15 protein-coding genes and 1 tRNA gene are annotated in these 12509 nt (G+C 55.2%); 4 read left to right on the plus strand and 12 right to left on the minus strand.

The window, feature by feature from the left end; all coding sequences use genetic code 11:
- Positions 1-14: 14 nt before the first annotated feature.
- The 4 genes from A462_RS04595 to A462_RS04585 form a co-directional block, all read right to left on the minus strand.
- Positions 15-1388 (minus strand): iron-containing redox enzyme family protein, encoded by a 1374-nt coding sequence (locus A462_RS04595; protein ID WP_008438672.1) that lies wholly within the window; start codon positions 1386-1388, stop codon positions 15-17.
- A gap of 286 nt (positions 1389-1674) precedes the next feature.
- Positions 1675-2325 (minus strand): DUF421 domain-containing protein, encoded by a 651-nt coding sequence (locus tag A462_RS0132780; RefSeq protein WP_008438673.1) that lies wholly within the window; start codon positions 2323-2325, stop codon positions 1675-1677.
- Between the two features lie 8 nt (positions 2326-2333).
- A complete protein-coding gene (locus tag A462_RS04590) occupies positions 2334-2849 on the minus strand; it encodes a hypothetical protein (protein ID WP_032899809.1) in 516 nt (171 codons plus the stop codon).
- A 13-nt stretch (positions 2850-2862) separates the two neighbouring features.
- The gene (locus tag A462_RS04585; protein ID WP_008438675.1) at positions 2863-3084 is read right to left on the minus strand and encodes a PLD nuclease N-terminal domain-containing protein; all 222 of its coding nucleotides are present in this window, start codon (positions 3082-3084) and stop codon (positions 2863-2865) included.
- A 560-nt stretch (positions 3085-3644) separates the two neighbouring features.
- Here A462_RS04585 and A462_RS33860 point away from each other — a divergent pair.
- The 3 genes from A462_RS33860 (at position 3645) to A462_RS04580 (ending at position 4760) form a co-directional block, all read left to right on the plus strand.
- Positions 3645-4058 carry a thiol-disulfide oxidoreductase DCC family protein gene (locus tag A462_RS33860; RefSeq protein WP_008438676.1) on the plus strand — a complete coding sequence of 138 codons (414 nt, stop codon included), beginning with the start codon at positions 3645-3647 and terminating at the stop codon, positions 4056-4058.
- 217 nt (positions 4059-4275) lie between these two features.
- A complete protein-coding gene (locus tag A462_RS0132785) occupies positions 4276-4575 on the plus strand; it encodes a hypothetical protein (protein WP_157222885.1) in 300 nt (99 codons plus the stop codon).
- Positions 4575-4760, plus strand: coding sequence for a hypothetical protein (locus A462_RS04580; RefSeq protein WP_008438681.1), 186 nt, complete (start codon positions 4575-4577; stop codon positions 4758-4760). The genes A462_RS0132785 and A462_RS04580 overlap by 1 nt, the downstream gene beginning before the upstream one ends.
- A gap of 1011 nt (positions 4761-5771) precedes the next feature.
- Here the strand turns inward: A462_RS04580 and A462_RS04575 are convergent.
- Both A462_RS04575 and A462_RS04570 read right to left on the minus strand, forming a co-directional pair.
- Positions 5772-6014, minus strand: a complete 243-nt coding sequence (locus A462_RS04575; protein WP_008438682.1) for a hypothetical protein — start codon at positions 6012-6014, stop codon at positions 5772-5774.
- Positions 6015-6290: 276 nt separating this feature from the next.
- The gene (locus A462_RS04570) at positions 6291-6788 is read right to left on the minus strand and encodes a hypothetical protein (RefSeq protein WP_008438683.1); all 498 of its coding nucleotides are present in this window, start codon (positions 6786-6788) and stop codon (positions 6291-6293) included.
- Positions 6789-7170: 382 nt separating this feature from the next.
- Between A462_RS04570 and A462_RS34995 the strand changes: the two genes are divergently transcribed.
- Entirely contained in the window at positions 7171-7587 is a 417-nt protein-coding gene (locus A462_RS34995; protein WP_238544269.1) for a hypothetical protein, read from the plus strand.
- A 114-nt stretch (positions 7588-7701) separates the two neighbouring features.
- Here the strand turns inward: A462_RS34995 and A462_RS04560 are convergent, their stop codons facing one another.
- The 6 genes from A462_RS04560 to pheT all read right to left on the minus strand — a co-directional run bounded on the left by A462_RS04560 (position 7702) and on the right by pheT (position 12495).
- Positions 7702-8037: a hypothetical protein gene (locus A462_RS04560; RefSeq protein WP_008438685.1), complete on the minus strand. Its 336-nt coding sequence runs from the start codon at positions 8035-8037 to the stop codon at positions 7702-7704.
- Positions 8038-8206: 169 nt separating this feature from the next.
- The gene (locus A462_RS04555; RefSeq protein WP_008438686.1) at positions 8207-8635 is read right to left on the minus strand and encodes a hypothetical protein; all 429 of its coding nucleotides are present in this window, start codon (positions 8633-8635) and stop codon (positions 8207-8209) included.
- 671 nt (positions 8636-9306) lie between these two features.
- Positions 9307-9383: transfer RNA gene (locus tag A462_RS04550), tRNA-Pro, on the minus strand.
- Positions 9384-9473: 90 nt separating this feature from the next.
- Positions 9474-9830 carry a MerR family transcriptional regulator gene (locus tag A462_RS04545; RefSeq protein WP_003219935.1) on the minus strand — a complete coding sequence of 119 codons (357 nt, stop codon included), beginning with the start codon at positions 9828-9830 and terminating at the stop codon, positions 9474-9476.
- The gene (gene ihfA / locus A462_RS04540) at positions 9811-10113 is read right to left on the minus strand and encodes an integration host factor subunit alpha (protein WP_002553164.1); all 303 of its coding nucleotides are present in this window, start codon (positions 10111-10113) and stop codon (positions 9811-9813) included. The genes A462_RS04545 and ihfA overlap by 20 nt, the downstream gene beginning before the upstream one ends.
- 3 nt (positions 10114-10116) lie before the next feature.
- Positions 10117-12495: a phenylalanine--tRNA ligase subunit beta gene (pheT, locus tag A462_RS04535; protein ID WP_008438687.1), complete on the minus strand. Its 2379-nt coding sequence runs from the start codon at positions 12493-12495 to the stop codon at positions 10117-10119.
- Positions 12496-12509: the final 14 nt, after the last annotated feature.

Raw genomic sequence — 12509 nt, forward strand, 5'->3', positions numbered from 1 at the left:
CATTCCTTTGTCAGTCAGCGCAGGCCTGCGCGCAATTGAATAAAACGCCGGGTGGCAAACAAACCAGCGGGGCGATGATGCCGGTCAGGGCGCAGCCATGGTAGTAACAGAGTTAACTGCTGCTCGCCGCTGCGCAGCGCCAGTGCCTCTTGGAGTGCATGAGCCTCGGGGTCGTCGGGCGCATACGCGCTTGACGACACGGGCATCGCCGGGCGTGGGCGCGCACTACGTTTTGCATCGCACCAATCCCCGGCGATCCAGTCGCGCAGCAATTGTTTTTCATAGCCACTGAACACGCCGAACATGGCAGCCCCCGCGCCGTCAATCAGTTGCCAGAAACGACTGTCTTCAGGGGGCTGGTTCTGCTTAATCCAGCCCTTGTTCTGCAAGGCCCGCAAGAAATTGCGAACCTGCCCCGGCTGCGCTAACCATTGATTGACAGTCTTGCCTTCAAAGCGGCAGTAATCGGAATGCATGTGCTGGCCGAATGGACGCTTGCGCTCAAGCATTGCGACCAACTCCTGCTCCAGGTCAAACGCCTGGATCACCGCCGTGGATCCCACGCCCAGATCGTTCAGCTGGTAACCGCGACATACCCGTTGCCAATATTCGGTCGCATCCATGCCCTCGGGCATCAACGCCAGAACCGCTTGCACCGCGCGGCGGGCATGGCCGCTGCTGGCGTTGTCGATGGTCACATGAAGACTGAAATAATAGGGGTCGATTCCCAGCTCCGTGAGCTCGTAAGCGCAGATGAGCAGGTGCAGCGGCAGTTGCTCATAGCCGAGGTTATAGCCGAGGATTTCCGGCATGTGCGCCTGGGCGCTGTGGCCAAGCGCCAACTGGATGGCGCCTTGGTGGAAGTGCTGATCCTGCCAGTCAAAATCGCCGTCGCAGCCTTGCTCGGCCAACAGGCGTTGGTAAATCGCGACATGGTTCTGTGCCGGTTCGCCATCACCGAGTTCTTCTAAGTAGGTGGTCAAAAGCCCGTCGTAGCGATAATCGCGCCAGTGCGTAAGTACGCCGTAAAGCCAGGCCCCATCGACGTGTTTGGTCGGCGCCACGCACTGCAGGAAATACAGGGCGTGCGCTTTATTTTGAAAATAGCGGCGGTCTTCGCCTTGCTGCCGACCGTGCAGGTACTGCGCGTACTCCTGGGCAACCGCCGTGCAATTGTGTTCGACCCACTTCATCAGTTGGTCAAGCGACGCGGGCAACGGCGCGCCCTCAACGGGCCCGACAAGTCCCAGCTGCGCCTGCAGAAAATCCGATGCCCGCTGCGAAGATTCGGCATCCCATTCGGCAAGCAAATATTGGTACTGGCTACGCAAAGCGCCCTCACGCTGCCACTGGCTGGATGCATTTTTCAGGGTTTGAAAGACAGTCATGAAAAGCTCCTTGGGTGGCTTACCCGGCACATCCGCCAGCGGCCACCGACGGGCAAGTACACGCCGAGCGCAACGGGACAAAACAGGAAAGCTATGTAACCGGGCAATGCAGGCATGGCAGGCTCCATCCGCATATTTTTATTCGGGCCTCGGCGACTGCCGACACCTATTACGGGGCGTTTTTTCGCCTCTATTACGAAAGAGCCGCACACTGCGCAAAAAATTCCATCGGCGTGCGCCAGCGCTGGACCAAGTGATGGGGCTGCCCGCGGAGCGTCCAGTGAGTTCAAGGCTTCAAACGCTTTTCATCTTCAGGGCCTGGGGTAACCCGCGCGCCCTTACCGTTTGAATCCGGATTGCGATCGCCTTCCCTGGACACACGCTCATCGTCACTGAGCCCTTGGCCGAGGTCCTTTTCCGGAAGCTGTTCAGGCGCGTCGGCGTCAGGTTGGGTGGTGGTAGATGGCGTGTTCATCGGCATAGCCTCCTCTGCTGAATCATAGGGAATGATTGAAATTTTTCCGTTGCGCTCAAGAATCGCGAATTTAATCTGACTCATATCCGTAATGCCCTGTGCGGACCGCGACGCTTCAAGGATGTCTTCTTCGTCCAGCCGCGCGTGCTTCAAGCGTTGGTGCAGGGCGCGGCCTTGCTCAACCAAAATTGTCGGGCCGCCGTCGAGCAGGCGCGAAAACCATCGCGAACGCTGCTTGACCAATGAGAAACCGATGTCGATTGCAATCAGCGTAACGATCACCAGCACTGCATTGACCAACGAGAAATCATCGCCCAACAACGCCTGTTGTGTGGCCTCGCCAATCACCATCAACAGCACCAAGTCGAACGTGGTGAGTTCCGCCAAGGAGCGCCGGCCAGCGATCTTGAACAGCACCATCAGCACTAAGTAAATCGCGGCTGCACGCAGGACCGAATCCATGAGAGTCCCTAGGGATAAATGAATTGAGAGAAGCGCACGGAGGCGCCACTGGTTCGCGTCACTCGGGTCGCGAATTTGCCTACGCCGTCGCTGCGCAGGGTCATGTACAACGTCGCCTGGCCGTCGCTATCGCTTAGTACCCAAAGCTTCACGCCCTCATCGGCGGCGCTGGCTTTGAGCGGCTGCGGCTGCAACATTTCGATATTGAAACCGCGTAGCAGCTCGCCATTGATCTCGACTTCAAGGGGCTCGCGCGCCCGCCCCTGCAGGTGAATGACCAGCCCGCCGGAGGAACCGTTGCGCAGGAACCGCTGGTATTCCACACGCACTCGTCCGTCAGCACTGCGCACCTCGCCTTGGCTCAGCGGCCCCTTGGAAAACAGCCCGGCCAACGTCAGCCCTATCAGCACGACCAGCGCATACCAGCCCAGCCGCTCAAAGCGCCAGACCTTGCGTTGCAAGACCATGTCCTCTCTCACCGGAGCGTTGCGGCTTTGCAGATCGTCAGATTCAGGAGCGTTCATATCAGGCCCGCATTCAACCCTTGCTGTGCTCGGGCGAGGACGGCCCCTTAGTTACGCCGCGCGGGCCGGCGACGGCCCATATCGCGGCGCCTAGAAATGGCAATAGCACGACCACGGCGGTCCAACAGGCCTTGCTACCCGATGCGCTATCGCTTCGCCAGACACTATTGATGATCCACAAGTCGATCAGTATGAGAACAACGGCCAAGCCTATCCAAAAGTACGTGGTTTGCATGATTCACCTCCGGGTTATGCATCTTTAGGTTTCGAATGCACATGCAGGGTTCATTATTTTTGTGTGCAAGATCCAAGCGGTAAGCACGGCCTCGACAACGCCACTAATTCAACATCATCCACACTCAAAACGTTGCACGACGGGGCGTTCTTCAGCGAGCCTTTAATATATTTACGTTTCGTTTTTACCGTTCATCTTCTTTTCATTAATTTTTTTAAGTGAAATTAAAACATATTGGTCCGAGTAGACATTAGGAGCATTAATTCACAACTAGCGAACCGAGACTTTATTCCAGATGGATCTCGATTTCGTCGAAATTAACCTCGTAGTCTACGTTGAGTACTCGCAGCTTTAACCAACATGAGCCCTTGACCGATGCCATCAGCGCCTATAAAAGTTTGGTAGCCGGACACGAGTTAGGATCAAGGTCAGCTTGGAGACAGATGGATGAGCAGCGCATTCCGTTATGCTAAAGCTATTCGTATAGCACTACCCGACATCATGATCTGGTTTAACGGACTGTTGTCGAGATATCTGCAGCCACAGTCGGTAGCGCATCCTTGATCACGCTGAAGCCCGCCGAGACAGTCGTACTCTTCGATGGCACCTGCAAACTCTGTAACGGCTGGGCGCGGCTTATCATCCAGCATGACGTAGCACATCGCATCAGGCTGGCCACGGTCCAGTCAGAACAGGGGCAAGCGTTATTAGCATGGGCAGGACTACCACAGCACGCATTCAACACAATTGTATTGGTCGCTGGTGATCGATTTTATGTGCGATCTGAGGCCATGTTCCAAATAGTCACGCGTCTGCCCTGGTATTGGCGCTGGGCATTGGTAGCGCGCCTAATTCCTGGGCCATTCCGGGACTGGCTTTACGACAAAATTGCGATGAATCGCTACCGGATATTTGGAAAGTACAGCTCATCCCGAACGCCAGTCGCCGATCACAAATATCGTTTCTTGAGTTAAGGAAAAGCGGGGCGACCGCCGTCGTCTAATAAAAGCGCCCTATTAGGTAACTACTGCTAGGCATAGACCAGATCAAAAAATAAGATAAGTCATGGCGACAACAATCGTTAAAGCTATCAAATTTTCAGGTCAAATCCTTTGGATACCAAGTCGAATAGCTTCGGTCAAACACCTATGAAAGCGCGAACACGTACAACCAGTTGATTAGGTGACTTTTATGCAACTTAACCATAAAGATACAAAACTAATGGCTCGCCGCCGCCTTGCGTTTGAGCAAAATCAACGGATTTTCCGTGAAGCAAACGCAATCAACTGCAGCGCATGGGCGCTTCTGGATCGTCCAGACCTTGACTGCGAAATATTCGATGAATACTTACACGTGCGACTCAGAGCCAATGCGCTGTTCCGAGAAGCAATTGTCCACCTCAAATTGCTCAACGAGATTTTTCCACAGTCCTTTACGTTCGCGACGGCTGAACGAACGACCGTACATGAAGATCTAAAGGAAACTGCCTGATGATGGATAGTAAATCCCAAGCCTGGGCGCTAGCGATGGCCCTGATTGCCAGCGGAAAAATCCCGTTCGATCCCGCGAATATGGCGGGATCAATACACATTTTGGCTCGATACCTACAGGAACTGGAAGACGCCCTTGAGGGCGAAAACATCACAAACGAACCGGCTGCATCGGCCACAGCCTAATACTGGTTTACCGCGCTGCACCGCCCAACAACGCGGCCTACTGGATTGCGCCAACCCCTCCCAGTGATCCGGTTATGCTCTTCGCCACAACCCGTGCAAATACGCACGCCACGATAGTCACGCTGGCAGAACAGGGAGTCAGGGATATTTCACGGACACTTCCGCTACCGTGAATTTTCACAGTGATACAACACCCCAGTTGCAATGCGGACAGGTCATTCCTCGCGCCGGCTAAGCTTGTGAACGCTTATAAAGCCTAGCGAAATAGTACAGCCTTCCAAGTTCTGTGGGTCGGATCTAGTTCCTCACCAAATGCAGTGCTCCAACGGACCGATGGCGGCTTGGGCGCTAAGTTGACCATAGATTTCCAGCGGTAGCGCCACCTGTACTGCAGCTACTGCAGCGCTTTACAGGTATATACCAACCCACACGGCCCAATCGAAATGCTTATTGCCACGACGATACATGCAGCGATCAATTGATTATCGCTGATATTCAGGGCAGCCTCGATACTCGGGAATATCAGTGAACCGAAACTCGCGGCGAGCATCATCACAGCAGCGAATCCCAACCCAGCGGCCTATCTGCGAGTGGCAACATCTCACAGCACACCGCGATCAACGCAACTGGCCATCGCGGCAAAGTCGCTGAGCCCTGCGGGGGCCCACCAGCGCACTACAACCGCTGGCCCAAGAGCAAAAAGACCAATGCCAGGTTGAAGAACCAGAACATAGTGGCCGTCCGCCCTTGGTCCGAAGCATGTCGTAGCTAACTGCACTGCTCATGCTGACGACAAAAGGTCAGGCAGCAACCTTTCCCGCTTGCACGAATGAATATATGAAATGGCTCGCCGTGCTAAAGCCGCTCCCTTGGTTATCTGAAAGTGCGAAGCGCCAAATTTTGAAACAAATTCAGTCTGCCACGATGAGCGGCAGCCGGTTACCGCACTGACCGTCATGCGAGTGCTGATCAGACGCCAATAACCGCAGGCGCTCCTAGAAAAGCAAGGCGTTACAGCTTCGCTATGTTTCCCGCCGCCTCACCAATCCCAGCCAAGACTTCCTCCATATCCGTTATATCGTCCGCAAGCCTTTTGAATGACATGTGCAGCGCTTCATCGTCGTCTACTGTCTGTCTTCCTCGGAGAGTAGCCAGATGGTTTTCTTCAGTAAGTTGAAGGGCACTCACGGCAGTTCGAATCGTCCCCAATTGCTGGAAGATAATAGCTATCTGATCGGCCGAGCGGCGGCTCATGGTCGTATCCCTTTGCGTCAAGTACGCTTTTTAGAGCTCCGGTTTTTGGACAAGTTCAGCAGCGTTCCCTAGAGGCACATCTTGCAGTCTCAAACGCTGGATAGCGTGGCGATGCAGTCCGAGCATGCACGGTATCGATCTGCTCGGCCATATGGTAGGCAATGAGCAGATGGTTTGATTAACGAGGACGAAAAGCCCACAGTGATTACAGTGTATGCGTCCGGCCAAGTCATCTACGTTTGAGCGCAATAATGAGGAGGGCTAACCCGCGTAGCTTTATTCAGAATGCATTCTCCTGTCCCAGCCAAAGGTGTCAGCACAGGGTGCCAACCACTGCTGGATTTTTGCATTGTGCGCTAGCTCATTGGGCTTCAGTAAGCGTGCGCCAAAATCGACGTGGCGAAGGAATTGAATCTCAAGACTCTGTTCCAACTGCTCTGCCAGCAGTGGAAAGTCCATAAGCCTCTGCATGCGCGGCCACCTGACGAGCTTACGGTAGCGTAGTTGCTGAGACTCAATACGCAGATCATCATTCGGGCGCCACTGGACATTGAATAGGTCGTCATGACGTGACAAATCGACGCGCCAGTTACCGTTGGATGGGATACACAGATCGAGCTTAAGGCTGTCAGGCCGCAATTTGTTGCGTTTGAAAAACCAATGCTCAGGTGGTTCGGTCATCAAATCTATAGAGCAAACGCTGTATGACACCTCAGCTATGTCGAATCGAGAGAACCATTCGGCGATTTCGGGACAGACCGGATGATCGAACACACTTGACCTCTTCCTGAGTAGTTGTCGGATAGCCGGGCAGCTTACTCGCTTGAGCCCTGCGGGTCATTCAACGTTGCCCTAGCATGTATGATCAGAAGGCGATTGATCGAGCCCAGGAAACAAAGATTCGGACACCATTGGCGTGGTCTGACATAAATTAAGGACAAAATATGTTTACCAAATCTCAAATTATTACCGTCCCAGTCTTGATCTCATAGGTACTTTTACTCACCGGCTGCCCGCCACCAGCATCTTTCACCCAATGGAAACGCATTTCTACCCCTGTCGATGGTGTCAGAGCAGCAATGGCACAGTGTGGAGACCCTGTAGCAGGGCCACAAAACCATTATCCTATAACGAACAGGTGCTTCACTTTCAATGCATGAAGCGCCTCGTTTTTACTCGCAAAGACGGCTTTGAATACTGTGCAATAATGAAGAATATGCCAGCCTGCGTCGAAGAACGGCAGGGCCGTCCGCTCAGCTTGTTCCAGCTCGAAGCGTTGCCGTTTGTCGAAGATGGAGCATTTCATCTAATCAAGCCTAATTCAGGCCGGGATGAACGTATGCAGGTCTCATGGCGTAAAGCGGGAGCATCACTCCATTTCTCATTCGAGGTAGCCAATGATAGTGAAGCCCTGCCGGTAATGTATTCGTGCGGCTATGCGAAACCACTTGGGTCGAATCTGGACGTCGCCAGCATCGGGCGCACTGCAGAAGTGCAGCGCTGCATGATTGATAATGGTTTTGAGCCCAAAAAAACGAAATTATGCTGGTTTGCCAGACTTACCCAAAAGTGACGGGCTGTTCGTTGACAACTCCACTGAGTTGACGCAGATAGAGAGCAGAGCCAAGAAGGTTTGCTCTTTAGAGTAGGCGCACGACGTTTCAACTCATCGGCCCAGCTGCGCTTTCTACATTGATTTAACCGATACCAATTCCACGTACTTGTATTTCTTCCTGGCAGTCTTCACAGCCTCCTGCTCAGCAAGCAACGAGCTCAACGTATCAGCCTCGTGAATCAACTCGATCATTTTTCCCTCAAACTCGTTCCCAACGCGTACCGTGACCCTCAGCCTAGGCGTAAATGCTTTCGCCACTTTCTTCTTGGCTGCTGGAGCGACCACCGGTTTTGCGAGCACAACCTCTTCCACAGGCTCCTTTACTAGAGGAGCAGATATCTGCTCTTGGGGCTGAGTCGCACCGAACAGGGCACGACGCATTTCTTCTTCAGTTAATTCAGCGTTCATAGAACATCTCAAAGGGGGCGGTAGTCAGCTCGACGATTCTACTAGGATCGCTGCTCCAGCGTGTCCTCTGGAAGCGTTTATGACCACTGTGAGTTCGGGTTACATGCGCGCAACATTTCAGCGTGGTAATGGGTCTCATAGCGATAAAAATGATACAGCGTTAGCTAGGCTATTGAGGGCTTAGGGGTTCATCACAATGGTTGTATAGCTTCGTCTTCGACAACTGAGTGAACTGCTCCAACGCGTTTTGGAAGTCCTCCGATGCAAAGCTTACCGGCTTGCTCTCGGCGATCCATTTTGTCGAGATTCCAACTTCCAGTTTGTTCGAAATACTTCGACCGAAGCGCCGCCAATGTAAGGTGTCAGCATCGATTACCTGCTCTGCGGCCAAGACGGTACAGTTAAAGTTCATGTCATCGCTACAGACCAGCAACGGCACGATTGTAGAGCTTCCATCCGCCGCCGGGATGATGCGACGGTTCGCAAGAGCGTGTTCGTCTTCGTCGATAAGCCAGATCAGAGAAAGACCAAGCCTTGCGACGTCTGACCATTCGAGATGAGTGGACAGCCATTGCTCAATGCCAATGCCGTCAATCATTAACCATGCGCAAGCGCTCCTGGCGAATACAGGTCGGTGGTAGGTGTGTTCGCCATCCGCTTACATTGCAGTAGCTGGCCATAGGCCTAATCGGTGCAGGGGAATCGCTTGGGGTACTTGCGCATGGAACAACTCAGCTAAGACACTGATAACCATCGCAATATTCATCGGGTCGCCGTAGATATCGCCGACCATGAGATCAGGATGCAACGCCACATAATCCCAACGGCTATGCTCTGCACGCTTTCTCAGTTGGGCTTCCTGAGCAACGTACAGGTTCGGTGGCGTATGCCCCGCATCTCTCTCTCGTGCAGGCGTGCGAACCTTGCCCCAAGGTGGGAGCGGTAAATTTTAAAGCCCTAATAGATGACCAGCGCCGCAACCCAGAATTGGCTTGCTCCAGTCCGTCGAGCACGTTGGCCAACATGGCGGCGCTGCGACTGGCTTCCACCACCAGACTCCCTCCGACTGCCTGATGAGCCGCCAACTAGGTCCATCTCCGCCCTCCATCACCAAACTTCCTCGGGGGAGCATTGGCGCACCGAAATCTTGCGCCCATCTCCTCCCCAAGAGGTGAGGATTCCACCGAAAGCCGGCCGTTTTGTAGGGGTAAAAACAATCAAAAATAAAAAGGGGTCGCGAGATAAAATCTCGCAACCCCTTGATTTATATGGTCGGGACGGAGTGATTCGAACACTCGACCCCTAGCACCCCATGCTAGTGCGCTACCGGACTGCGCTACGCCCCGACTAGGCGTGTTACTGGGTTCGCTTCGCAACGAAGCGATCAGGAATATACCGCAAGCTTTTGAAATGTGGAAGTATTTTAAAAGCCGGAATTACTTCTTCAAAACCACCAGCACATCTTCGAGTTCGGAGATCATCTGGCGGATCATTTGCTTGTATTGGGTGGTGTCGTCTTTGGCTTCATCACCGGACATACGCTGGCGCGCGCCGCTGATGGTAAACCCCTGGTCGTACAGCAACGCACGGATCTGTCGGATCATCAGCACATCCTGGCGCTGATAATACCGACGGTTCCCGGTGCGTTTGACGGGGTTGAGTTGAGGAAACTCCTGCTCCCAATAGCGCAGCACGTGCGGCTTTACCGCACAGAGCTCGCTGACTTCACCAATGGTGAAGTAGCGTTTGCCTGGGATGACGGGCAGTTCGTCGTTATGACTTGGTTCCAGCATAAGCCTCAACTCGGGCCTTCAACTTCTGCCCTGGACGAAAGGTGACCACACGGCGAGCCGTGATCGGGATTTCTTCTCCCGTTTTTGGATTGCGGCCAGGCCGCTGGCGTTTGTCCCGCAGGTCAAAATTGCCGAAACCGGACAATTTGACCTGTTCGTTGTCTTCAAGTGCGTGCCTGATTTCTTCAAAGAACAGCTCGACCAATTCCTTGGCCTCGCGCTTGTTCAGGCCCAGCTCTTCATACAGACGTTCCGCCATCTCAGCTTTCGTCAAAGCCCCCATACGTCACTTCCTTAACGTGGCGTTCAACCTTTGTTCGAGCGAGGTGAGGATATTTTGCGTCGTCGTATTCACCTCATCGTCATTAAGAGTGCGCGATGGATGCTGCCAGGTCAAGCCAACTGCAAGGCTTTTTCTATGCGGATCAATGCCTTTACCCTGATAGACGTCAAATAGCCTGAGGTCTGTCAGCCATTCCCCTGCATTTTCACGGATTACGTCCAGAACAGCACTGGCCGCAACACCTTGATCGGCAATCAGCGCCAGATCACGTCGTACTTCAGGGAAACGCGACAACTCGCTGAATTTAGGCATTTTGCCCGAGGCCACTTCAGCCAAGACTAGCTCAAAAACGAAGACTGGACGGTCCAGCCCCAAGGTTTTCGACAGTTCGGGGTGAATCGCGCCAACGAAGCCCACCAGGCGACCTTCACGTTCGATACGGGCGGTCTGGCCCGGGTGCAACGCCGGGTGTTTGCCAGGGGTGAAAGTGAAGGCATCCAGCGCACCGGCAAAGCCCAGCACCGCTTCCACATCGGCCTTGACGTCGAAGAAGTCGACAGTGTCGCGACCTTGTGCCCAGCCTTCCGGCAGACGGCTGCCGCAAACCACGCCAGCCAGCATCGGCTCTTGCTTCAGGCCATCCAGCTGACCGACGAAACGCAGGCCGCTTTCAAACATGCGCACGCGGTCTTGCTGACGGTTCAGGTTGTGGGACAGCGCCTTAACCAGACCCGGCCACAGCGACGAGCGCATGGCGGCCATGTCGTTGGAGATCGGGTTAGCCAGCAACAGCGGCTCGACACCCGGGTTGAACAGTTCGAATTGCTTTGGATCGATGAAGCTGTAGGTCACTGCTTCCTGATAACCACGGGCAACCAGCAGGCGACGCAGTTCCGGCAGGTGTGCACGGGCTTCGGCTTTCGGCTGCGGCGCCAGGCGCGCTTGCGGGTAACGAACCGGCAGGCGGTTGTAGCCGTACAGGCGGGCCAGTTCTTCGATCAGGTCGACTTCCAGGCTGATATCGAAGCGATGGCTTGGCACTTCTACGTGCCACTGCCCTGCTTCACCGGCCGAGATGCCGAGGCCGAGTGCCGACAGCAGGCGCTCGATTTCAACCGGCTCGATCACTAGGCCGAGCATTTGCTCAACGGCCTTGGCGCGCAGGATGATCGGTGCAACCGACGGCAGGTGCTGTTCGCTGACGGTTTCGATGATCGGGCCGGCTTCGCCGCCAGTGATTTCCAGCAGCAGGCCAGTGGCGCGCTCCATGGCTTCACGGGCCAGCTGCCAGTCCACGCCACGCTCGTAGCGGTGCGAGGCGTCGGTGTGCAGGCCATAGGAACGGGCCTTGCCAGCGATGGCGATCTGATCGAAGAAAGCGCTTTCGAGAAAGATGTCGCGAGTGGTTGCGGACACGCCACTGTGCTCACCCCCCATCACGCCGGCAATCGCCAGGGCGCGGGAATGGTCAGCGATCACCAGGGTGTCGGCACGCAGGCTAACTTCCTGGCCGTCGAGCAGTACCAGCTTCTCGCCTTCTTCGGCCATGCGCACGCGGATGCCGCCGTTGATTTCGGCGAGATCGAAGGCGTGCAGCGGTTGGCCCAGTTCCAGCATCACGTAGTTGGTGATGTCGACGGCAGCGTCGATGCTGCGCACTTCGGAACGGCGCAGGCGCTCAACCATCCACAGCGGGGTTGGCTTGGACAGGTCGACGTTACGGATCACGCGACCCAGGTAACGTGGGCAGGCATTGGGGGCGAGCACTTCGATCGAACGCACTTCGTCGTGCACGGCAGGTACCGCTGCAACCACCGGGCGGGTCACGTTCGCGGCGTACAGTGCGCCGACTTCACGCGCCAGGCCCGCCAGCGACAGGCAGTCGCCACGGTTCGGGGTCAGGTCGACCTCGATGCTGGCGTCTTCCAGTTCCAGATAGACACGGATGTCCTGGCCCACTGGCGCATCGGCCGGCAGTTCCATCAGGCCATCGTTGCCTTCACCGACCTGCAGTTCCGCCTGGGAGCACAGCATGCCGTTGGACTCAACGCCACGCAGCTTGGCCTTCTTGATCTTGAAGTCGCCTGGCAGCTCGGCACCGATCATGGCGAACGGGATTTTCAGGCCCGGGCGCACGTTTGGCGCTCCGCACACGACCTGGAAGGTTTCCGCGCCGTTGCTGACCTGGCACACACGCAACTTGTCAGCGTCCGGGTGTTGCTCGGTGCTCAGCACCTCACCCACAACCACACCACTGAAAACACCGGCGGCCGGCGTAACGCTATCGACCTCAAGGCCGGCCATCGACAGACGAGCAACCAGCTCGTCGCGACTTACCTGCGGGCTTACCCAGCCACGCAGCCATTGTTCACTGAATTTCATCCTGCTCTCCTAAA

The sequence above is a fragment of the Pseudomonas sp. Ag1 genome, assembly GCF_000278565.1.
Lineage (GTDB): Bacteria > Pseudomonadota > Gammaproteobacteria > Pseudomonadales > Pseudomonadaceae > Aquipseudomonas.

Excerpts from the sequence above, each read along its gene's own strand:
- A462_RS04595 (WP_008438672.1), bottom strand. The coding sequence starts at position 1,388 with ATGACTGTCTTTCAAACCCTGAAAAATGCATCCAGCCAGTGGCAGCGT.
- A462_RS0132780 (WP_008438673.1), bottom strand. The coding sequence starts at position 2,325 with ATGGATTCGGTCCTGCGTGCAGCCGCGATTTACTTAGTGCTGATGGTG.
- A462_RS04590 (WP_032899809.1), bottom strand. The coding sequence starts at position 2,849 with ATGAACGCTCCTGAATCTGACGATCTGCAAAGCCGCAACGCTCCGGTG.
- A462_RS04585 (WP_008438675.1), bottom strand. The coding sequence starts at position 3,084 with ATGCAAACCACGTACTTTTGGATAGGCTTGGCCGTTGTTCTCATACTG.
- A462_RS0132785 (WP_157222885.1), top strand. The coding sequence starts at position 4,276 with ATGCAACTTAACCATAAAGATACAAAACTAATGGCTCGCCGCCGCCTT.
- A462_RS04580 (WP_008438681.1), top strand. The coding sequence starts at position 4,575 with ATGATGGATAGTAAATCCCAAGCCTGGGCGCTAGCGATGGCCCTGATT.
- A462_RS04575 (WP_008438682.1), bottom strand. The coding sequence starts at position 6,014 with ATGAGCCGCCGCTCGGCCGATCAGATAGCTATTATCTTCCAGCAATTG.
- A462_RS34995 (WP_238544269.1), top strand. The coding sequence starts at position 7,171 with ATGAAGCGCCTCGTTTTTACTCGCAAAGACGGCTTTGAATACTGTGCA.
- A462_RS04560 (WP_008438685.1), bottom strand. The coding sequence starts at position 8,037 with ATGAACGCTGAATTAACTGAAGAAGAAATGCGTCGTGCCCTGTTCGGT.
- A462_RS04555 (WP_008438686.1), bottom strand. The coding sequence starts at position 8,635 with ATGATTGACGGCATTGGCATTGAGCAATGGCTGTCCACTCATCTCGAA.
- A462_RS04545 (WP_003219935.1), bottom strand. The coding sequence starts at position 9,830 with ATGCTGGAACCAAGTCATAACGACGAACTGCCCGTCATCCCAGGCAAA.
- ihfA (WP_002553164.1), bottom strand. The coding sequence starts at position 10,113 with ATGGGGGCTTTGACGAAAGCTGAGATGGCGGAACGTCTGTATGAAGAG.
- pheT (WP_008438687.1), bottom strand. The coding sequence starts at position 12,495 with ATGAAATTCAGTGAACAATGGCTGCGTGGCTGGGTAAGCCCGCAGGTA.